General features: G+C 64.0%; 24 protein-coding genes and 1 pseudogene. 3 read left to right on the top strand and 22 right to left on the bottom strand.

Annotated features, from left to right (window positions below; translation table 11 throughout):
* Position 1: 1 nt before the first annotated feature.
* The 19 genes from BBTA_RS34820 to BBTA_RS39360 form a co-directional block, all read right to left on the bottom strand.
* The gene (locus BBTA_RS34820; protein ID WP_012047195.1) at positions 2-271 is read right to left on the bottom strand and encodes a VirB3 family type IV secretion system protein; all 270 of its coding nucleotides are present in this window, start codon (positions 269-271) and stop codon (positions 2-4) included.
* A complete protein-coding gene (locus BBTA_RS34815) occupies positions 271-594 on the bottom strand; it encodes a TrbC/VirB2 family protein (RefSeq protein WP_012047194.1) in 324 nt (107 codons plus the stop codon). The genes BBTA_RS34820 and BBTA_RS34815 overlap by 1 nt, the downstream gene beginning before the upstream one ends.
* On the bottom strand, positions 594-1,511 hold the full coding sequence (trbB, locus tag BBTA_RS34810) for a P-type conjugative transfer ATPase TrbB (RefSeq protein WP_012047193.1): 918 nt from the start codon (positions 1,509-1,511) through the stop codon (positions 594-596). Before trbB ends, BBTA_RS34815 begins: the two co-directional genes overlap by 1 nt.
* A 187-nt stretch (positions 1,512-1,698) precedes the next feature.
* Entirely contained in the window at positions 1,699-2,136 is a 438-nt protein-coding gene (locus BBTA_RS34805) for a ribbon-helix-helix domain-containing protein (protein ID WP_012047192.1), read from the bottom strand.
* 2 nt (positions 2,137-2,138) lie between these two features.
* Complete coding sequence (locus BBTA_RS34800; protein ID WP_012047191.1) at positions 2,139-4,121, bottom strand: conjugal transfer protein TraG; 1,983 nt, start codon at positions 4,119-4,121, stop codon at positions 2,139-2,141.
* Positions 4,122-4,227: 106 nt separating this feature from the next.
* Positions 4,228-5,979: a DUF3363 domain-containing protein gene (locus tag BBTA_RS34795; RefSeq protein ID WP_012047190.1), complete on the bottom strand. Its 1,752-nt coding sequence runs from the start codon at positions 5,977-5,979 to the stop codon at positions 4,228-4,230.
* 247 nt (positions 5,980-6,226) lie between these two features.
* Entirely contained in the window at positions 6,227-6,820 is a 594-nt protein-coding gene (locus BBTA_RS34790; RefSeq protein WP_012047189.1) for a lytic transglycosylase domain-containing protein, read from the bottom strand.
* 227 nt (positions 6,821-7,047) lie between these two features.
* The gene (locus BBTA_RS34785; protein WP_012047188.1) at positions 7,048-7,539 is read right to left on the bottom strand and encodes a S26 family signal peptidase; all 492 of its coding nucleotides are present in this window, start codon (positions 7,537-7,539) and stop codon (positions 7,048-7,050) included.
* 17 nt (positions 7,540-7,556) lie between these two features.
* Complete coding sequence (locus tag BBTA_RS34780; RefSeq protein ID WP_012047187.1) at positions 7,557-8,060, bottom strand: DUF2840 domain-containing protein; 504 nt, start codon at positions 8,058-8,060, stop codon at positions 7,557-7,559.
* Complete coding sequence (locus BBTA_RS34775) at positions 8,060-8,314, bottom strand: hypothetical protein (RefSeq protein ID WP_012047186.1); 255 nt, start codon at positions 8,312-8,314, stop codon at positions 8,060-8,062. Before BBTA_RS34775 ends, BBTA_RS34780 begins: the two co-directional genes overlap by 1 nt.
* Positions 8,311-8,949, bottom strand: coding sequence for a ParA family partition ATPase (gene parA / locus BBTA_RS34770; protein ID WP_012047185.1), 639 nt, complete (start codon positions 8,947-8,949; stop codon positions 8,311-8,313). The genes BBTA_RS34775 and parA overlap by 4 nt, the downstream gene beginning before the upstream one ends.
* A complete protein-coding gene (locus tag BBTA_RS34765; RefSeq protein ID WP_012047184.1) occupies positions 8,946-10,001 on the bottom strand; it encodes a replication initiator protein A in 1,056 nt (351 codons plus the stop codon). Before BBTA_RS34765 ends, parA begins: the two co-directional genes overlap by 4 nt.
* An 8-nt stretch (positions 10,002-10,009) precedes the next feature.
* Entirely contained in the window at positions 10,010-10,294 is a 285-nt protein-coding gene (locus BBTA_RS34760; protein ID WP_041751092.1) for an AlpA family transcriptional regulator, read from the bottom strand.
* 120 nt (positions 10,295-10,414) lie between these two features.
* Positions 10,415-10,972, bottom strand: coding sequence for a DUF2285 domain-containing protein (locus tag BBTA_RS34755; RefSeq protein ID WP_012047182.1), 558 nt, complete (start codon positions 10,970-10,972; stop codon positions 10,415-10,417).
* Entirely contained in the window at positions 10,875-11,186 is a 312-nt protein-coding gene (locus BBTA_RS41500; protein WP_244424244.1) for a transcriptional regulator domain-containing protein, read from the bottom strand. Before BBTA_RS41500 ends, BBTA_RS34755 begins: the two co-directional genes overlap by 98 nt.
* Before the next feature lie 122 nt (positions 11,187-11,308).
* A complete protein-coding gene (locus BBTA_RS34750; protein ID WP_012047181.1) occupies positions 11,309-11,587 on the bottom strand; it encodes a DNA -binding domain-containing protein in 279 nt (92 codons plus the stop codon).
* Between the two features lie 48 nt (positions 11,588-11,635).
* Positions 11,636-11,914 (bottom strand): helix-turn-helix transcriptional regulator, encoded by a 279-nt coding sequence (locus tag BBTA_RS34745; RefSeq protein ID WP_041751091.1) that lies wholly within the window; start codon positions 11,912-11,914, stop codon positions 11,636-11,638.
* Positions 11,915-12,108: 194 nt separating this feature from the next.
* On the bottom strand, positions 12,109-12,498 hold the full coding sequence (locus BBTA_RS39365; RefSeq protein ID WP_012047179.1) for a response regulator: 390 nt from the start codon (positions 12,496-12,498) through the stop codon (positions 12,109-12,111).
* Positions 12,495-12,896 carry a response regulator gene (locus BBTA_RS39360; protein WP_012047178.1) on the bottom strand — a complete coding sequence of 134 codons (402 nt, stop codon included), beginning with the start codon at positions 12,894-12,896 and terminating at the stop codon, positions 12,495-12,497. Before BBTA_RS39360 ends, BBTA_RS39365 begins: the two co-directional genes overlap by 4 nt.
* Positions 12,897-13,127: 231 nt before the next feature.
* Here BBTA_RS39360 and BBTA_RS39355 point away from each other — a divergent pair, with 231 nt between their 5' ends.
* Both BBTA_RS39355 and BBTA_RS34730 read left to right on the top strand, forming a co-directional pair.
* On the top strand, positions 13,128-13,469 hold the full coding sequence (locus BBTA_RS39355; RefSeq protein WP_012047177.1) for a zf-TFIIB domain-containing protein: 342 nt from the start codon (positions 13,128-13,130) through the stop codon (positions 13,467-13,469).
* A 90-nt stretch (positions 13,470-13,559) separates the two neighbouring features.
* Complete coding sequence (locus tag BBTA_RS34730) at positions 13,560-14,204, top strand: ZIP family metal transporter (RefSeq protein WP_012047176.1); 645 nt, start codon at positions 13,560-13,562, stop codon at positions 14,202-14,204.
* Here BBTA_RS34730 and BBTA_RS39350 read toward each other — a convergent pair.
* Positions 14,204-14,623: pseudogene (locus BBTA_RS39350) on the bottom strand (helix-turn-helix domain-containing protein); the annotation flags it as partial. The gene BBTA_RS34730 and the pseudogene BBTA_RS39350 sit on opposite strands and share 1 nt — an antisense overlap.
* A 208-nt stretch (positions 14,624-14,831) precedes the next feature.
* Between BBTA_RS39350 and BBTA_RS34725 the strand changes: the two are divergent.
* Positions 14,832-17,120 carry a heavy metal translocating P-type ATPase gene (locus BBTA_RS34725; protein WP_041751087.1) on the top strand — a complete coding sequence of 763 codons (2,289 nt, stop codon included), beginning with the start codon at positions 14,832-14,834 and terminating at the stop codon, positions 17,118-17,120.
* A gap of 79 nt (positions 17,121-17,199) precedes the next feature.
* Here the strand turns inward: BBTA_RS34725 and BBTA_RS34720 are convergent, their stop codons facing one another.
* Together BBTA_RS34720 and BBTA_RS34715 are read right to left on the bottom strand one after the other, a co-directional pair.
* On the bottom strand, positions 17,200-17,520 hold the full coding sequence (locus tag BBTA_RS34720; protein WP_041751086.1) for a DUF736 domain-containing protein: 321 nt from the start codon (positions 17,518-17,520) through the stop codon (positions 17,200-17,202).
* A gap of 546 nt (positions 17,521-18,066) precedes the next feature.
* A complete protein-coding gene (locus BBTA_RS34715) occupies positions 18,067-18,549 on the bottom strand; it encodes a hypothetical protein (protein ID WP_012047173.1) in 483 nt (160 codons plus the stop codon).
* Positions 18,550-18,581 lie beyond the last annotated feature (32 nt).

Below are 18,581 nucleotides of genomic sequence, written 5' to 3'. Positions count from 1 at the left end.
CTCACGAGACCATGTGCTGCGGATAACGCAGATGCCGACGCACGACGTCGACGAAGGCGGCGTCACGCTTCGCCGCCCAAACGGCGGCGATGTGACCGACAAGCCAGATGAGGCCGCCCACGATCCAGAGCCGAAGACCGAGCCCGATCGCGGCAGCAAGCGTGCCGTTCACGATCGCCACGGCGCGCGGCGCGCCGCCCAAGAGGATCGGCTCGGTCAACGCTCGGTGAACGGGCGCATAGAAGCCGGCGATGGCGCCATCTTGCTCCATCACACCGTCACCCCGCCGCCGAACTGGAAGAAGGTCAGGAAGAAGCTCGACGCTGCGAAGGCGATGCTGAGGCCGAAGACGATCTGAATGAGGCGACGGAAGCCGCCGCTGGTCTCGCCGAAGGCGAGCGTCAGACCGGTGACGATAATGATGATCACCGACACGACCTTGGCCACGGGCCCTTGGATGCTCTCCAGGATCTGGTTGAGCGGCTGCTCCCACGGCATGTTCGATCCGGCCGCATAGGCCGGCGCGGTTGCGAGGGCGACGAAGACGAAGGCGGTTGCCGTGGCGAACGCACGGCGGGCATCCTTGATTAACATCACGGTTCTCCTGCGGGGGTGAGGACGTAGTCGCCGGCGGGCGAGAGGCCCTTCACCGCTGCGAGCTCGGCGAGCCGGCGCGCGGAGCCGCGGCCGGTGAGGACCGCGATGAGGTCGATCGTCTCGGCGATGAGCGCGCGCGGAACGGTGACCACGGCTTCCTGGATGAGCTGTTCGAGCCGGCGCAGTGCGCCGATGGCGGAGCCTGCGTGCAGCGTGCCCACGCCCCCGGGGTGTCCCGTGCCCCAGGCTTTCAGAAGATCGAGCGCCTCTGCCCCGCGAACCTCGCCGATTGGGATGCGGTCGGGCCGCAGGCGCAGCGACGAGCGGACCAGATCAGACAGCGACGCAGCCCCGTCCTTGGTGCGCAGCGCCACGAGGTTCGGCGCGGCGCATTGCAACTCGCGCGTATCCTCGATGAGCACGATGCGGTCGCCGGTCTTGGCGACTTCTGCGAGGATCGCGTTGACCAGCGTCGTCTTGCCGGTGCTCGTCCCGCCGGCGACCAGCACGTTCTTTCGGTCGCGCACGGCCGCGCGGAGCAGCTCGGCCTGGTCGGCCGACATGATGCCGGCCTCGACGTAGTCGCCGAGCGTGTAAACGGCGACGGCCGGCCGCCGGATGGCAAAGCACGGCGCAGCCACCACGGGCGGCACCAGGCCCTCGAACCGCTCCCCGCTTTCCGGCAATTCCGCCGAGACGCGCGGGCTGCCGGCATGCACTTCGACCCCGACATGGTGCGCGACCAGGCGCACGATGCGCTCGGCGTCCGCGGGCGTGACGCGACAGCCGGTGTCTTCAAGACCGCCTGACAGCCGATCGATCCAGAGGCGACCGTCAGGGTTGAGCATCACCTCGACGATGCTGGGATCTTCGAGATAGCCGGAGATCGCCGGACCAAGCGCCGTGCGCAGCATGCGCGCGCCTCGGGCGAATACTTCAGATCGGAGGGAGATCGTCGTCACAAGAGCCCCGCAAATTAGCCTCCTGTGGAGGCGCAGATGTCAGCGGGGTTGAGTAGAAAGAGCCGGAACTGGGACTGCGCAACAACAACAAGGAGGCGGGAGGGCTCTGGGATAGAATGACAAGCGAGAAGGACGATCGCTATTCTGACTGCGTGTCTGCTGAACCCTCCTTTTGCGGCGGCACGTCGCGAATCACCTCGTCAGCTAGTTTGTGACCGCGCGCGAGACGACGGCCGAGCGCTTCGATGTAACCTTCGTAGCGCTCTCGTCCTTTTGTTTGCGCGGCGGCAAGCGCCGTGTCAGGCAGCGGCGGCGTGCTGGTCAGCCAAAACCGGACGAACACCGCGAGCGCTTCATTTGAGATCGTGACGTGGCGCTCGATGCGCTCCATGTCGCGGACCATACGGTCCAGGCGTCGCGCGAGCGCCGCTTCTAGTCGGTCCGCGGCATCGGGCGAAAGATAAGAGGCGAGCGCTGCCTCGACGATCAACGCCTGCGGCACGCGCTTGCGGGCGGCGTAATCGGCGAGCTTCGTAGCCAGGTCGGGTGGAAGCCGAAAGGTGTGCTTCGTGCGCACGGCTACATCTGCATGTCATCGTCCGCGTCGAGCGAGATTTGTCGCGCGCTGCCGAAATTGCGCTGCATGATCCGCTGGCGCTGGGCGTCGTCGTCTGGCTCGTCCTCGACGGGCTCGAATTCCTGCACCGGCTTTCGTGGCTCGGGAACAATCTCCTCATGGTCCGGAAGTTCGGGTTCGCGCCGGATTCCCGCATTGTCCGGATCGTCCGTCTCTGCGGCGGTTGGCGCTGACGCGATCGCGCCGCTCCAGGTATTCACCTGGGACATGTTGGGGGCTGGCGGTCGAAGAACAGCGTTTCCGCCCGATGATCTGGGCGGCGGAAGAATCCGCCCGGCGAGCTCGGGGTCTTCGTAATACCGAGCTTTCTTCGCCCGGACGGGCGCACTTCCCGATATCATGACGATCTCGTCGTCGGGCGGGAGCTGCATGATCTCGCCGGGAGTCAACAGCGGCCGCGCGGTTTCTTGCCGGGAGATCATCAGATGTCCAAGCCACGGACTGAGTCGGCTGCCGGCATAGTTTTTCATCGCTCGGATTTCGGTGGCCGTGCCAAGTGCATCCGACACGCGTTTCGCCGTGCGTTCGTCGTTGCTGGCGAACGAGACGCGCACGTGGCAATTGTCCAGGATGGAATTGTTCTGACCGTACGCCTTCTCGATCTGGTTCAGCGACTGCGCGATCAGGAAGGATTTCAATCCATAGCCCGCCATGAACGCCAATGCCGACTCGAAGAAGTCGAGCCTGCCGAGCGCGGGAAACTCATCGAGCATCAGCAGCAGGCGATGTCGCCGCCGCTTGTTCTCTAGCTCTTCGGTTAGCCGTCTTCCGATCTGGTTGAGGATGAGGCGCACGAGCGGTTTCGTGCGGCTGATGTCCGAGGGTGGCACGACGAGATAGAGCGTCACCGGATGCTCAGCCTCGACCAGGTGGCGGATGCGCCAGTCGCAGCGTTGTGTGACCGCCGCGACCACCGGATCTCGATAGAGGCCCAGGAAGGACATCGCGGTCGACAGTACGCCGCTGCGCTCGTTCTCGCTCTTGTTCAACAGCTCTCGCGCGGCGCTGGCGACGACGGGATGGACTCCCTTCTCGCCGAGATGCGGCGTGGTCATCATCGCCCGAAGCGTCTTCTCGATTGGTCGCTTCGGATCGGAGAGGAAATTGGCGACGCCGGCGAGCGTCTTGTCGGGTTCGGCGTAAAGGACATGCAGGATCGTGCCGACCAGAAGCGAATGGCTGGTCTTCTCCCAATGGTTCCTGCGTTCCAGTGCCCCTTCGGGATCAACCAGCACGTCGGCGATGTTCTGGACATCTCTGACTTCAAACTCACCGCGCCGGACCTCGAGCAAAGGATTGTAAGCGCTGCTTTGCGGATTGGTCGGATCGAACAGGACCACGCGGCCGAACCGCGCACGCCAGCCGGCGGTGAGCGTCCAGTTCTCCCCCTTGATGTCATGGACGATGCAGCTTCCCGGCCAGGTCAGCAGCGTCGGAACAACAAGACCGACGCCCTTGCCGCTTCGGGTCGGTGCGAAACACAGCACATGCTCGGGCCCATGGTGACGGAGGTAGGCTCCGTGCCAGCGGCCGAGCAATACGCCATCTGGGTGAAGAAGGCCGGCTGCGCGGATCTCGCGTTCCTCGGCCCAGCGAGCCGAACCGTAGGTCGTGGCGCGCTTTACCTCGCGCGCACGCCAGACCGACATGGCGACCGCGACGACGAAGGCAGCGACCCCGCCTGCGCCAGCGATGAAGCCGCCGGTGACGAAAATGTCGTGTGCGTAAGCGTCGAAAGAGAACCACCACCAGAAGAAGGCCACCGGGAAATAGACCGGCCATCCGAAGAGCGAGAACCAGGGGCTGCCGAGCTGCGGCTGGAAGGCAAGCTGCCACGCCGTCCATTGCGTCGCGGCCCAGACGAAGCCGAGCGTGGTCGAGCACACAACGAAGACTTGCAGCCAGAGTATTTTGGTCGGGTTCATGGCGCCACACCAGCGCTTCCGCGATCGCTTGCTGCAAGCACGAACCGTATGGGATCAAAGGGCCGGACACGCTGGGTCAGAAATCGGATGCACCGCAGGCGCGCCTTCACAGGCCCAGTCCCCGTTTCCGCCCCGGGTCCCAGTCGACTCGTCCGCCCGGCGCCATGACGCCACGGACTTCGCGGCCGAGGTTCTTTTCCAAAGCCGGACGCCACGGCACGAGTTGGAATCCCAACCCATCATCGATCATGGCGAAGCGCCCCGACGCGAGTGTCACCCGTTCGCGATAAACGCCAGCGACACGCTCGCCTTCAGCGGCCGGGTGGTACGCCAGACCCGTGTCGGCTGATAATCTGGCCGTGGCCTCCTCAAGCTCGCGTCGCTGGAGTGTCGAAAGGAGATCGCGGGCGACGATCACGCGCTGGCCCTGTCGTCTGGCCAGGCCTTCCTCGACCAGGTGATCAGCGCGGGCATCCATTGCGTCGCGGACTTCGGCGCCGAAGCCGCTGGCGCTGAGCGGTGGGTCTTTCGCAAGAAGCTGACGATCGAGCCAGGTCGCTCCCGATGCCCCGACCTGATCAGAAATGGACAGATCCGACCTGGTCGCGAGCGATAGTCGTCGTCGTCCATCGGGATCGTCATAAGCGCGCACCTCGACGATCGCGTCGGGCGTGGCATCGCCGGTGAATTCGAGGTCTGCAAACCGCAAATGGTGGGTATGGCCGTCGACGCCGGCGACGATGACGTAGGCCGTGCCCTTGAGCTCGTCATCGAGACCACGCTGGACGAGTCGGCCGAGCACCGGATGGGAAGGCTCGTCGCCATGCAGCGCGAAGCGGCTGACGTCCGGTTCTGATCCGCTTCGGCTCATGGCTTGGTGCATCGTCTTGATGATGTCGCCGCGGATACCGAGCTGGCGCAGTGTTCCGTCGAGGCCGGGCTTGAGGGTCCAGCAGGCCGGGCCAACCGGATCGGCCAAGCCGAGACGTTCGAGCTTGGCCGCCCGTCCGAGCAACAGGCGACGCAGCTCCGGATCCTCGGCGTTCGGACCAGGCCGAAGATCTGCGACGCCGCCGCATTCGTCCGAAATGTCGCGCAGCGCCCGATCGAGACTTGTCCAGCGCTCGGCCTCCACCTCGCGTTGAAGCGCGCTGTGGATTTGCTGTTCAGTGCGGGGACCAAGTTCGAGCGTGATCCGCTCGGCGGCCCGGTCGCGGATTCCTCGGCTGATATAGTCGCGGCTGATCACCAGATCCTGGCCGTCATCGGCGCGGCCGCGGATCAGGAGGTGGACATGGGGATTGTCGGTGTTCCAGTGATCGACGGCGACCCAGTCGAGCTGGGTGCCGAGGTCCCTTTCCATGTCGGTGACCAGCTCGCGCGTGAACGTCTTGAGGTCGCCGATCTCGGCCGCATCCTCTGGAGAGACGATGAAGCGGAAATGGTGGCGATCGTCCTTGCAGCGCTCGGCGAACGCACGCTCGTCGGCTTCGTCTCCGGCCGCATCGAACATCCGCGCCGGCTGACCGTCTTTGGTGACGCCTTCGCGTTTGAGATAGGCGATGTGCTTCGGCAAAGGCGCCGAGCGGAATCGCGGACCCTGGTGACGGACGACGCGCGCCTTGGTGACGACGCGCCGGGCATTCGAGCGCAGCCGGATCGAGACTGCGGCGCGCCGGCCACGGCCGAAGCGGGAGCGGCTCCGCCCCTGGCCGGAGCGGAAGCTGTTCCCGACATGCCCGGCCTTCTTTGCGGCCCGCATCACCTCGCCGACGAAGGTCTGCGGACGTTTGCCGCCGCGGTTGCCATGCTGGATGCGGCCGGGCCGGATGCGCAGGTCGTCGTCGCGCGTCGTCATCGGGCCGAATCCGGGTGTTCAGGCGTGCGACGGCGGTTCAGACATTGATTTGCTTGGACAAATCGAGGTGAGCGCCAGCAGGGGTAGTCGGTGATATCGGTAAATTGTCCAATACAACCAACCACATAAGCCGCGCCGAAGGCCGGCCTTTTCCCTTGCCGTCCGTGGTTGTGGTTCCTCTGCCGACCTTCCGACCCTCGCAACTGTCGGGGTACGCAGTTCAATGCACCTGCCGAACTGACACCGCTCATGGGGTTCGTCGATCAGACGACAGCACGACGAAGAGCCCGTCGGCTTGCGGTGCGAGTCCGGTCCAATCCTGCGGCGAACGGACGCTCGGCGCGTTGGACGACTGCGGCCCGCCGGTCTTCGTTGTGTCGTCCGATGCGGTGGACGGCTGTTTTGGAAACAACGATGCCTCGGTCCATGATCGGACGACGGACGCGAGCAATGTCGTGTCGTCGATCACGCTGCCACCGACAATGGGCGCGAGCCTGGTCAGGTAAGCGCGCGTTTCCGCCGGCAACGGGCGGCCGGTGGCGAGATGATCTTCCCAGCGCGCTGGACCGGCGTTGTAGGCCGCAAGGAAGCCGGGAACCCCATAGCGGTCGTGCAGTTCGCGCAGATAGCCGGCACCGGCGATGATGTTGTCATGGACGTCGTAGGGATCAGCGCCGAGATGGTAGCGTTGTCGCAGTGTCGCCCAGGTTTGCGGCATGATCTGCATCAAGCCCATCGCCCCTTTCGGCGATATCGCGTGTACGTCGCCGAAGCTCTCGGCGCGCATCACGGCCCGCATCCACGTTGTCGGAATGCCGAAGCGCTGCGAGGCCTCGGCCACGAACGCTGCAAAGCGTGTGGCATCTGGAACGCGCGCGATATGATGGATGGGCGTCGATTGGGCGCACACCGGCCCGCCAGCCGCGATCACCCCGGCGGACAGACAAGCGCTGATCAGCGCGATGCGAAGATGCGATGGCTGTCCGGATCGGCAGGCCGGAAAGGAGAAGGGGGATCGACCGTGCGCCGACGAAGCTCGGCCGCAGGACGGCTGGAGGTGAAGCACGGTCAGTCCTCCTCCCGCGTCCATATCGGGTCGGCGCGGCCGGCGATCGTCGTGCGGGAAAGCAGCCCGAAATAACGGCCGTCGAGCGAGTCTGCGGATTGCCAGTTCATGAGGAAGACCTGGCCGTCGGGAATGCGCTGGCAGCCTTGCCAGACGGGCAGCGGTCGATCGTGCGTGTCGCGATCGAGCGCATCGCCCATCGCTATGCCGTCGACGGTGATGGTGCGCTGGCGGCGGCATACCGTCTGGCCTGGAAGCGCGAGCACACGCTTCAGCATGGGCACGCCCTTGGGCAAATAACGGCGGTCGGAGAGGAATTGGGCCAGGGCGTCCGGTGGACGCACGACGACAAGTTGGGTGACGTGGAGCGCGCCGACAGAGTGGATGGCGTAGAGGCCGATCGGCACGCTGTCGCTGGCGTTCCAAATGAATTTGGGCGAGACAGGGAAGATCGCGCTGCAGGCGGAGACGAGCAGCACCAGATACGTCGTCATGACGTAGCCGAACCGCGTCACTTGAGCACCCGGTCGCGCAAGAGCCACGCGCGATGCTGGTCGCGGCTGTAGGGGCGGGGCTCGTAACCTGCCCCGAGGCGATTGTGGACGTGCCTCCAGTAGTCCGGCGCGACGGCTGCAGGATCAATGCCGAGCGTTTCGACCGTGTCGATTGTGGCGAGGACGCGCTCGACTTTGGGCCAGCCGCTGATCCGGAGCAGGATCTCGCCGCCGGGACGGACAAAAGGCAGCGTCTGATAGGCCTCGCCTGGCGCGATCGCGCGCAAGATGTCGATGCGTGAAACGATCGTGCCGTAATCGTTGGAAGCCCAGCGAACGAAGCCGAAGATCGTGTTCGGCGCAAAGGTGAGGACACGTCGGCGACGATCGATGATCGTTTCGCCCGTGTCGTGACCGAATCTTATCCAGTGCTCGATGCGTTTCTCGAGCCACGTCAGTTCGACTGCCGTCAGCGTGTCAGGCGAACCGGCTCGCGCGTGTGCGAAGGCGGGATTGGTCATCATGTTTGTTCTCCATCGGTGTTGGGGAATTCGCGCGTGAGGAGCGCCCGCAGCATGTCGGCGACCGTCTGGCCCCGTTGGAAGGCCGCGATTTTGATGCGGCCGCGGAGCGCGGGCGTGATGTCCACGGTGAGGCGCGCCGTATAGGGATCGCTCTCCGGCGTCGCACCGGCGCTGCGATCGGGCGCCTTGATCCAGGCGTCCGCATCGCGTGGTCGGGATGCGAAGCCGCCGTTCGAACGCCGCGCCGTCATGGTGCGAGCCTTTCGGTCTCGACAGCGAGGGAGGCGATCTCGCGGGCAGCGGCGCTCGTCGCGCTTTGCTCGAAGGCGAGCTGACCGGTGCGCGCGGCGTCCGCGAAAACCACACGCTGGCTGATGCGCGTGGCGAGCGCCGGCGGATCGTGGTCAGCGAGACTCTGCGCCGTGTCGCGGGCGATGACGGTGCGCGCGGCACAGCGGTTGAGCACGAAGCGTGCGACAAGGGCAGGACGGAAGATGCGCGCTTCGGCGATCAGGGCCAGCATCTCGGCGGACGCCCAGCCATCGAGCGGCGATGGCTGGGCCGGTACAAGAACGGCGTCGGCCGCGAGCAACGCCGAGCGCAACAAGGCGGCGATGCGAGGCGGGCCGTCTATGACAATATGGTCCGCATCGCGGGCAAGCTCGGGAGCTTCACGGTGGAGCGTATCGCGGGCGAGACCGACCACGCCGAACAAACGTGCGTGGTGGCGCCGGGCGCGCTGCTCGGACCAGTCGAGAGCCGATCCTTGGGGATCGGCGTCGATGAGGGTCACGCGCTTTCCGTGACGGGCCCAGTGTCCTGCGAGGTGCAAGGCGAGTGTCGTCTTGCCGACGCCGCCCTTTTGATTGAGCAGCGCGACGATCACGGCGCGTCACCATCGGTTTTCCACCCTGCGGGCCGATGGGAAACAACAGAATCGTTAGATTCTTGTTTGTTAGATTCTAAGTTAGGGGCGTCGTAAGCAGCGGATTTTCCGTTTGAAAATGCGCCTTCCGGTTCCTGATGGCACGGGCGCGCGGTTCCCGATGGCACGGGAACGGTGGTTCCTGATGGCACGACCGCTTCCACAGGCTGTCCACATGCTGCTGTGGACAAACGAGCCGGAAGGAAAACGAGCAGTTCATGTCCGCCGCGGTCGCGCTCGACATCGAGCCGATAGCCCGGAAGCGGCTGGCGGCGCGCGATGTCGCGCAATTCGAAGGCAAAGCGTTTGAACGGCGAAAGGCTTGCGGACTTGTCGTAGAGATGACGAAAGGCGAACCGCCAACCTGCACGCTGGCGACCGGCATGCTTGCGCACGATGCGATAAAGCCAGCGCTCCAGGCCGCCGGTCAGCCTGAAGTAGTCGCGGTCAATCGTGAGCACCAACGCTTCGTCGAGAACAGCTTTGTAGAACCAGTCCGGTACGATGAGATCGATGCCGTCGGCGCGCCCATGCGCATCCGCGCGCTCCGTCCATTCGTTGATCCACGAGAAGCGGTGCGCGCGGCGTTCGTTGGTCTGGCGCAGCGTCGTGGCGACGGTCGTCGATTGAAGGCGGTCGAGGGCCGCTTTCAGCCTGTGATAGTCGCGTGCGCTGTCACCGCGACCGATGAACGACAGAATCTCATAGGGTGTTGCCGCCATCAGGCGTGAGGTGCGCAGGCCGCTGTCGCGTGCCTGGACGATCTGGGAGGCGGCCCAGATCAGGATATCGGCGTCCCAGATGGTCGCCATGCCGTGCTCCGGCACGGCCTCGACGTGGATGGCAATCTCGCCGCTCCGGTAGTCGATCGGCGTGATGCGATGGGTCTTGGCGAGCGAGAAGAAAGGATAGGCCATGAGGTCCTGGGCGTCGCGCGGCGCGAGATCGCCTGGCAGCGCCCGAAACAGTTCGAGCTGCTCGCGTTCGGAGCGTGAGCGGTGGCGCGACGACATGGCGGTGATCAGCGGCGCGGATGACGCGCCTGCTCGAGCTCGGCAGGCGAATGGCGGCGCGCGGGCAGGACGACGGCTTTGCCAGGGTCGGACGTCGACGCCTTGGCGGCTGCGTCGACCCACTCCTGCAGGTCTTCGACGCGATAGACGACACGTCCGCCAAGTTTCGAATAGCGCGGGCCAGTGCCGTAGATGCGGTGCTTTTCAAGCGTGCGGATGGAAAGACCAACGAAGCGTGCCGCTTCGGGCGTACGCAGGTAGCGTTGCGGCACGCCTGCGAGAGTGGTGGACATGGGATACCTCGGTGATCGTTGGGGCGGCCGTCGGAGGACGGCGGCTACTGGCGATCACGGTGGCGGAGGGGTCTCGGCCAAAATAGTGCGATGTCGGCAGGCAGTGAGATCGCACCGGTCTCAGATGCGGCGCCGGTAAGGATAGAGAACAAGCTGCCGGTAGCCGCCCTTCATCATCTCGAAACCGAGCCGCACGAGACGGCCGGTCTGATCCCGCAGTTCGTGCGAAATCCAGTCACGTTTGGTGATAGGGGCGGTTTCGAAGAGACCAGCCGCGATGTCCGGATATGTCGTTCCGAGCAGGCGTGCATCGAGCGCGCGCAGCGCAAGGATGAAGCGCTTGCGGCGCTCTTGAGTAAGGGCGCCGGCATCCGGTGGCGTTCGACGCCCGCCGAGGCCATGCCAAAGGCGTAACGCGGTAGCGACGCGGATTTCGAAAAGCCGGTCGAGCGGTAGGAGCACAGCGTATGGACCATCCGTGTTGAGGAATTCAACACGGACCGGCGTGCCGCCGAGCGTTAGAGCCCGTGCGGCGGCCGCTCTTGCAATTGCGCTAAGAAGTCTCGGCGGCAAGCCGAGTTCAGGATTGACGAGTTCGTCGGGCGCATCTGTGATGGTGACGACGCGAGGGAGCGCTTTGGCTGTCCATTGAGCGGCCGTTGCGGGGAGGTCGGGCAATTCGGGGGCGAAATCGCACCCCCCAGCGTTCGGCGAACGCAGCCGTCTCGGCGTCCAAGGGATTGATAGCGCGGCCCCGGCTCCGGTGTGCAAGCCGCCTATGGTCTTCCTGAAATTCGGAGTTCCGGCGCAAGAATTCAAATGCGAAAGCCGGCGCGTCGAGCAACCGCAGTTCCTGGTACGCGTCCGCCGATCGCCAATCGGCAGCACTCATTGTGATGTCTCCTCCAGCGTCCGCTCATGCGCGGATGTGGATAGGAGAATGCACGTTCAGGTGGTGTTCTGAAACCCACAGCAACAGCAGCGCATGCTGCGCGGTCTGCACGGAACTATTTTCTAGTGCGGCGCTCCACCATAGAGAAGATGGCGGTAACCCTTCTCCGTCATCCATCGTGCGCGGGCGAGATGCGTCTCCCAGGCGCGGCGTGCGCGATCGGGTTCCGTCGCCGGGTCGATGCGCAACACGAGCTTTGCGACCTCTTGCCAGTCGGCGCCATCGGAGTCGGCATCAAGCAGACGGAGATATGTCACGAGGTGGCGCTCGTCATAGCCGGTCAGGATTGCGGCTGTCGGCGCGATATCATCCACTGCTGGATCCCGGGGTGGCGACTGCATCAAAGCTCCTCGACGACACGGTTTCTTAAACGTTAACACATGCTGGTTTCAACGTTTCAAGTTTGCCGACCTTCGCCCTGAAGCCGTTGCAGGCTTTGCCTCGTGAAGCAGCATGATTCCGCGGCCACGGTCGGATTCGACAAAAAGAATCCCCGCCGCCTCCAGCGCGCGGCGAACTTGGTCCCGCGTGCTCTCGTGCGTCGGGAGCCCGCGCTCGGACTCCAGACGTTTGAGGGCGGTCAACGCCACCAGGGCTTTTTCGGCGAGCATCTCTTGCGTCCAATTCAGCAAGGCTCGCGCCGCCCGCACTTGTCGGCCGGTGATCATTCATGATCACCTCCGACAGACGATCTGCGCGCACCAGAAAAACGACTATAATAGTCGTTATGGGTCGTCGCAACGGTGCGCCGAGGCCATATTTGGCCTCAGGAGCGGGTGGGCGGGGTGCGGGGTGATTCGGGTCAGGCCGGGACGGTTGTGAGATGCTCGGGGGCGATCCGACGCACCGCCTAGCACGGTTGTCAGGCCTGGTCGCCGCGGTTCTTGGCAGCCAGAAGACGCTGGATACGGTCCAGCACGAGGCGGTGATCATAAGGTTTCGATACGGCCGGCCCGTCCTGACAAAGATCCGCAGCTTTCTCGACAGAGCCCGTAATCGTTCCGGCGAGGATTACGCGTGGACCTGGGGCGCGATCGCGTATCCAATGCGCGAGAGCGAATCCGCTTTGGTCTTCAGCGCCGACATCGATAAGCACGACGTCAATGGGACGAGCCGTGTTGTTCAATACCTCTTTGGCTTCTACAGAATTGGTGGCTTCCAGCACTTGATAACCGCACTCGCGGAGATATTCGGCGAGCGGTGTGCGGACCAGGACGTTGCTGTCGACAATGAGGATGCGTGTGTCGCTCACGCGGGCGTTCCCGGCGGCGCGACGCCCAAAGTTACAAAAACCAATGCCACTGTCTGTGTGATGTCATATGGCTTCGCGATAAAGCGCCCGGGCATCGTCTCGCTGTTCAAGTGATCGTTTCCGGACGTGAGGATCACTGGGACGGTCGGAAAATCTGCGCGGACTCGCTCGGCGAGCTGCAGGCCGTTGAGGGAGCCAGGCATCTGGATATCGGAGAACATAAGATCGACCTTGCCGCCGGCCACGAGATAATCGAGCGCCTGGTCAGCGGAGTTGGCCTCGATGACGGCGCAGCCTGCTGTTCGCAACTCGTCGGCGATGAGTGCGCGCATAAGGACTTCATCCTCGACAACGAGCACATGAGGTTTCTCGCGATCCAACGCCGGCTCAGGCAACACTTTGATGCCCTCCTATTGAGCGAAAACGGAGGGCTTGCTGTGGCGTTCCTTGCGAAGACGAAAATAGTTGCTTTTTTCGGCGACTGTGGTGGTCGTCGGCGGAATTGGGTGAGACCGGGATTAGGGGGCGTCGGTGCGGCGCGAGGTTTCCTGCTGAGAACCTCTTGCTCCTCTAGTCACTAGAGGATTTAGGATCTCCTTCCAGCTTGGTGAAGGAAGGAGTTCTTTGCGATGGAGCGAACCGAAGGCACTGGCATGTTGTGCCCCGTCTGCCGTGTCGATCTCGTGATCAGCGAACGGCAGAACATCGAGATCGACTACTGCCCGAAATGCCGCGGGGTATGGTTGGACCGTGGTGAGCTTGACAAGATCATTGAGCGGAGCGCGGCCGAGACCTCTCAGGTTTCCCAGCAGAGGTCTTCCGCACCGCCTTCGTCCTCAGAGGCACCGAGCGCGCCGGGACCGTGGGGCGGATATGATCAGCACGGCGGTCATGGTGGCCACGGGTCACGTGATGGCCACGGCAGCCGCGGTGGTCACGGACGCGGCTTCCTCGGTCGGATATTCGACTGACGCCAACAACAACAAGAGCAACGAACAAACAATAAGGTGCTTGGGGTGGCCTCAGCTTGGCAATTCACCTTGATCCCGGCTGCGGCCGCAATGATCGGCGCCGTGATTGCGGTGAACGCGCGGCCGAAAGCAACTTTGGTCAGCGCGATCCAACATTTTGCTGCCGGCGTTGTATTCGCGGCGGCGGCTGGCGAGATCCTGCCCGATGTCATGCATCGAGGCTCGCCCTGGGCGACGGCGATCGGTGGCGCGATCGGCGTCGTCACGATGCTGCTGGTAAAACAGTTGGAAGAGTGGGCGAAAGGGCCAGCGGGCCTGTTGACGGCAATTGCCGTCGATATTCTGATCGACGGTCTGGTGCTTGGGATCGGATTCGCGGCGAGCCCAAAAGTTGGCATTCTGTTGACGATTGCCTTGACGATCGAGATTCTGTTTCTCGGCCTTACTGTGGCGACGGAGCTCGGAGAGAGTGTTCACTCCAAAGCCAGAATCGTCGGAATAACGGCCGGGCTGATCATCCTGCTGCCTGTCGGCGCTTTACTCGGGGCTCCGGTCGCGTTGCTGCCCGGTCCGATTCTGACCGGTTTCTTTGCATTCGGACTGGTCGCTCTTCTCTACCTTGTGACCGAGGAATTGCTGATCGAAGCTCATGAAACGCCCGATCGGCCGTGGGTGACAGCGATGTTCTTCTTCGGCTTCTTGGCGCTTTTGCTTGTTGAGGAGGCGATCGGCTGATTGTGCGGGTGCATGCACTGGCCATGGTCAGCTAGCACCTCGATGACACGACACTCCGCCAGGCGTCCGTGACTGCAACCGTCGATCATCACCTCAAGCTCGGCCTTGAGCGCACCTAGGCTCGCAATGCGCTGCTCGACCTCGACAAGGCGGGCTTTCGCGATTGCATCCGCCGTCGCGCAAGACTGATTGGGCTGATCCTGCAAGGTCAGCAAGGTCCGTATCGCTGGGATCTCGAACCCCAATTCGCGAGCGTGGCGAATGAACATCAGCCGGTGAAGATCGCGCGTATCGTACGTGCGACGATTGCCTTCGGTTCGGGGTGGGGCCGGCAGCAAGTCGATCTGCTCGTAATAGCGGATCGTCGGTACTTTCACGCCGCTGTGTCTGGCTGCCTCGCCGATGGAGATGTGGCGCACGACGGTCACTCCTCTAGTCACTAGAGGAATTGGCGATTGCGCACCAAAAATCAAGGGCTGCCAGTGGGGAGCTCTTTCTCGCCCGGGCTCTGCCCAGCCGCGAGATCGACAGCGCGCCGTGCGCATTTTCTATCCCGCAGCGGATCTTTGCCCTTGCTCCTCTAGCGACTAGAGGACGTAGCGCTATGGCTGAATCGAGGATTTGGTCATGACGAAGCATTCGCAACAGAGCCGCTATCGGGTCGATGGCATGGACTGCGCTTCATGTGCGGCAAAGATCGACACCGCGGTGCGCCGCGTGCCGGGTGTCGAAGATGTCTCCGTGTCGGCCACCGCCGGCACGATGACCGTGCGCCACGGTGACGATGAGGCAGTTGGTCCGGCGATCACGAAGACGGTGACCGGACTGGGATACAAGCTCAGACTGCTGACAGAACATTCGATCGGCGACGGCGGACCGAAGGCGGTCGAGGCCTGTGGTTGCCAAGGTCGCAGCGGCCCGGACGCTCACGCGCATGACGATGCCCGAAAGAGCGAGGGTCCTGAGCATCGTCATCACAACGGGCAGAACGACGGCAAGGCGTCTAGTGCCGAACTGCACGGTCACGACCATGGTCCGACAAACGGCCCATGGTGGCGGAGCGGTAAAGGACGGCTCACGATTGCCAGCGGCATCGCGCTGATCGCGGCCTACGCGATAGGCAAGTTGGTTCCAGGATTTGAACCCTGGATATTCACGGCGGCGATGCTGGTTGGACTCGTGCCGATCGCCCGGCGCGCCATCATGGCGGCTATCGCCGGCACGCCTTTCTCGATCGAGATGCTGATGACGATTGCCGCCGTCGGCGCCGTCGCCATAAGCGCAAGCGAAGAAGCGGCAACTGTCGTCTTTCTCTTTCTGATCGGCGAACTGCTCGAAGGGGTCGCGGCGGGCCGAGCGCGCGCCAGCATTCAATCGCTGACCGCGTTGTTGCCGAAGACCGCTTTGCTCGAAGAGGGAGGCAAGACGCGTGAGGTCCCGGCCGAGGACCTCATAGTCGATTCCTTGATCCTCGTGCGGCCCGGCGACCGCATTCCTGCGGACGGCTTGATCGTATCGGGTGAAAGCGCGATCGATGAGGCGCCCGTCACCGGCGAAAGCACGCCCGTCCGTAAGGGCGTAGACGCTATCGTCTTCGCTGGCACCGTTAATGGCGAGGCGGCGCTGCGCATCCGCGTGACGGCCGCCGCTGCCGACAACACCATCGCCCGCGTTGTGAAGCTGGTCGAGGAAGCGCAGGAGAGCAAGGCTCCAACCGAGCGCTTCATCGACCGGTTTTCGCGCTACTATACGCCAGGCGTCGTCGTGGTCGCCGCTTTGGTCGCCGTCATACCTCCGCTGCTGTTTGGCGGCGCCTGGAGCGAATGGATCTACAAAGGCCTTGCCATCTTGCTGATCGGATGTCCGTGCGCGCTGGTGATCTCGACCCCGGCGGCGATCGCAGCGTCGTTGTCGGCCGGCGCCCGGCGCGGCTTGTTGTTGAAGGGCGGCGCCGTTCTGGAAAAGATCGGAACGATTACCGCCGCCGCCTTCGACAAGACTGGCACGTTGACAGAAGGCAAGCCGCAAGTGACCGACATTGTCGGCTTCGGCCGGCCGGAGGCAGACGTGCTGAGGCTCGCCGCGGCGCTTGAAACCGGCTCAAACCATCCGCTCGCTAGGGCGATTCTGGAGCGCGCGGCGAGTGATAATGCTGCCGTGCCCCAGATCACCGACGCCAAGGCGATCGGTGGAAAGGGGATCACCGGGACGGTCGACGGCAGCGAGGTGTTCTTCGGCTCACCGCACGCAGCGGGCGATCGCACGGCGCTTACGCCCGATCAGATCGCACGGATCGCTGCCTTCAACGACGACGGAAAGACCGTATCGGTGTTGCTCGCCGATGGACAGGTTGCCGGCGCCATCGCGATGCGGGACGAACCGCGTGTCGACGCCAAGGCCGGTCTGAAAGCGCTGGCTGATGCGGGAATCAAGACCGTGATGCTGACAGGAGATAATCGGCGAACCGCGGACGCGATCGGCAAGCAGCTCGGTATCGAGGTGCACGCCGAATTGCTGCCGCAAGACAAGCAGCGTGTCGTCGGCGAGTTGAAGCGCCAGGGCTTCTCAGTGATCAAGGTCGGCGATGGCATCAATGATGCGCCGGCTCTCGCCGCGGCGGATGTCGGCATCGCCATGGGCGGCAGCGCGGACGTGGCTCTCGAAACGGCCGATGCTGCCGTCCTTCACGGACGGGTGGGGGACGTCTTCGCGATGATCGCCCTATCGAAGCGAACCATGGCCAACATTCGACAGAACATCGCGATCGCGATCGGGCTAAAGGCGGTGTTCCTTGTAACGACCGTCGTCGGCATCACGGGGCTTTGGCCTGCAATCCTCGCCGATACGGGGGCGACGGTGCTTGTGACCATGAACGCGTTGCGCCTGCTCAAGGTCGGGCAAGCTCAGGGTTCCTGAGTTTCGTAAGAGGCCGCCGTCTAATGCTTGCGCGTGCGAACCCCGCCCGGCGCGGCCGGGCGGGGTTGCTGCGAAGGCCTCAGTCGCCGTTCTTGCGGGGCCGCGACCAGATGAGGGTGTAGCCGTCGGCCTCTTCGTCATCGAACAGGTTCGCGTAGATCGGAGCGTTGAAGGAAGGGTCGTCGAGCTTGAGCGAGAGGTAGTCGCGGCCTTCTTCGGAGCGCTTCGACCACGCTGCCCCGATCTCGGCCCGGCCCACATAGACGCGGTGGCTGGGGGCGTTCTCGTTGGAGCGGTTGGTCTCGGCGACGATCCGGACGCCTTTCGTCTGCAAGCTCAGGGTGACGATCTCGCCCTGGAAGTCGCTGCCGACCTTCTTGAAAGAACCGATGTTAGCCATGTCACTTCTCCTTGCTGATTTCGAGCCCGCGACCACCGCGGCCTCGATGGCGATCGACAGGCCGGGGACGATCGACGACGCACCCGCTCGCGGGCCGGAGCGCAGCGGAGGATGACGGCGGTGAGACTTTCTTGCCTCGCGAGGAATGGGCTTTAGCCCAGGGGAAGAAAGTCGAGCCGACGGCGTTGCGGCTCAGGCGATCGAGGCGCAGCCGGTCTTCGGCCAGATCAGGCCATCACGAGGCCAGGTGCGTCCGTGCTCTGAACAGCATCCTCAGGAGGAGACGTGGCGGATATCGGTTCTCTTGCACAAGACGTCGGCGAGTTCAGGCGTAGAGAAAGAAGCCATGGCGTAGAAAAAGGCGGGATCGATTGCCGGGGACTCGCCGCGACTGAACGCCTTCATCCGTCTTTATGTGAGTGCCGGGAGATCGGTGCTGCGGGCTCTGCGCTTCGATAGGCCGGGGCCGTCCTCGTTTCTCAACCGAGACCCGATGGCGCTGGACCGTGCTTCGCGAACCTGTTCGATGACGAAGAGGCCGGCCTCTCAGCCTTCCCGTGTTGCGGCCGTAAGAACCGGCTGCGGCTCATCCGCATTTGCCCCGTCCGGTCGCAGCGGAAGGGGTTCGGCCAACACCGTCATGCGCGCCCAAGCCGTGCAGCCGATGATGATGGCGCCAACCCAAGCGAAGGTCTCCCGCCAGAACAGCGATGGCATGCCGATCTGCGAGAGCCCCAACACGGCGTGGTAGCCGGCGATCGCGGCCGGGATGGCGAAGGCCGCTGCAATGGCCGCGCGCAAGGGGATCGGCTTGACGAGCGCAAAAGCGACCTGGCCGACGCCCAGCGTCAACGCGCCCACGACGATGCCGATAAGGAGGGCGCCGAGGACGCCCGCGCCGCTGTGGAAGGCGGCCATGCCGGCGGTGAGGCCGACGAAGAAGGGCAGCGCATAAACCGCAAGGGCGAAGATCAGCCAGCAGAACAGGCCGATCCCAAAAATGCTGAGTATGAGTCCGATGACGAGCATCGCGGCGTCTCCGTGACAAAGCGTGTGACGGT

This window comes from Bradyrhizobium sp. BTAi1, assembly GCF_000015165.1.
GTDB lineage: Bacteria > Pseudomonadota > Alphaproteobacteria > Rhizobiales > Xanthobacteraceae > Bradyrhizobium > Bradyrhizobium denitrificans.
This window is presented reverse-complemented; position numbering and strand designations above follow the sequence as displayed.

Bases quoted from the DNA above. Each gene is read 5' to 3' on its own strand.
- BBTA_RS34820 (WP_012047195.1), bottom strand. From the start codon at position 271: ATGGAGCAAGATGGCGCCATCGCCGGCTTCTATGCGCCCGTTCACCGA.
- BBTA_RS34815 (WP_012047194.1), bottom strand. From the start codon at position 594: ATGTTAATCAAGGATGCCCGCCGTGCGTTCGCCACGGCAACCGCCTTC.
- trbB (WP_012047193.1), bottom strand. From the start codon at position 1,511: ATGCTGCGCACGGCGCTTGGTCCGGCGATCTCCGGCTATCTCGAAGAT.
- BBTA_RS34800 (WP_012047191.1), bottom strand. From the start codon at position 4,121: ATGAACCCGACCAAAATACTCTGGCTGCAAGTCTTCGTTGTGTGCTCG.
- BBTA_RS34795 (WP_012047190.1), bottom strand. From the start codon at position 5,979: ATGACGACGCGCGACGACGACCTGCGCATCCGGCCCGGCCGCATCCAG.
- BBTA_RS34785 (WP_012047188.1), bottom strand. From the start codon at position 7,539: ATGACGACGTATCTGGTGCTGCTCGTCTCCGCCTGCAGCGCGATCTTC.
- BBTA_RS34780 (WP_012047187.1), bottom strand. From the start codon at position 8,060: ATGACCAATCCCGCCTTCGCACACGCGCGAGCCGGTTCGCCTGACACG.
- BBTA_RS34775 (WP_012047186.1), bottom strand. From the start codon at position 8,314: ATGACGGCGCGGCGTTCGAACGGCGGCTTCGCATCCCGACCACGCGAT.
- BBTA_RS34765 (WP_012047184.1), bottom strand. From the start codon at position 10,001: ATGTCGTCGCGCCACCGCTCACGCTCCGAACGCGAGCAGCTCGAACTG.
- BBTA_RS34760 (WP_041751092.1), bottom strand. From the start codon at position 10,294: ATGTCCACCACTCTCGCAGGCGTGCCGCAACGCTACCTGCGTACGCCC.
- BBTA_RS41500 (WP_244424244.1), bottom strand. From the start codon at position 11,186: ATGAGTGCTGCCGATTGGCGATCGGCGGACGCGTACCAGGAACTGCGG.
- BBTA_RS34750 (WP_012047181.1), bottom strand. From the start codon at position 11,587: ATGCAGTCGCCACCCCGGGATCCAGCAGTGGATGATATCGCGCCGACA.
- BBTA_RS34745 (WP_041751091.1), bottom strand. From the start codon at position 11,914: ATGATCACCGGCCGACAAGTGCGGGCGGCGCGAGCCTTGCTGAATTGG.
- BBTA_RS39355 (WP_012047177.1), top strand. From the start codon at position 13,128: ATGGAGCGAACCGAAGGCACTGGCATGTTGTGCCCCGTCTGCCGTGTC.
- BBTA_RS34730 (WP_012047176.1), top strand. From the start codon at position 13,560: ATGATCGGCGCCGTGATTGCGGTGAACGCGCGGCCGAAAGCAACTTTG.
- BBTA_RS34725 (WP_041751087.1), top strand. From the start codon at position 14,832: ATGACGAAGCATTCGCAACAGAGCCGCTATCGGGTCGATGGCATGGAC.
- BBTA_RS34720 (WP_041751086.1), bottom strand. From the start codon at position 17,520: ATGGCTAACATCGGTTCTTTCAAGAAGGTCGGCAGCGACTTCCAGGGC.
- BBTA_RS34715 (WP_012047173.1), bottom strand. From the start codon at position 18,549: ATGCTCGTCATCGGACTCATACTCAGCATTTTTGGGATCGGCCTGTTC.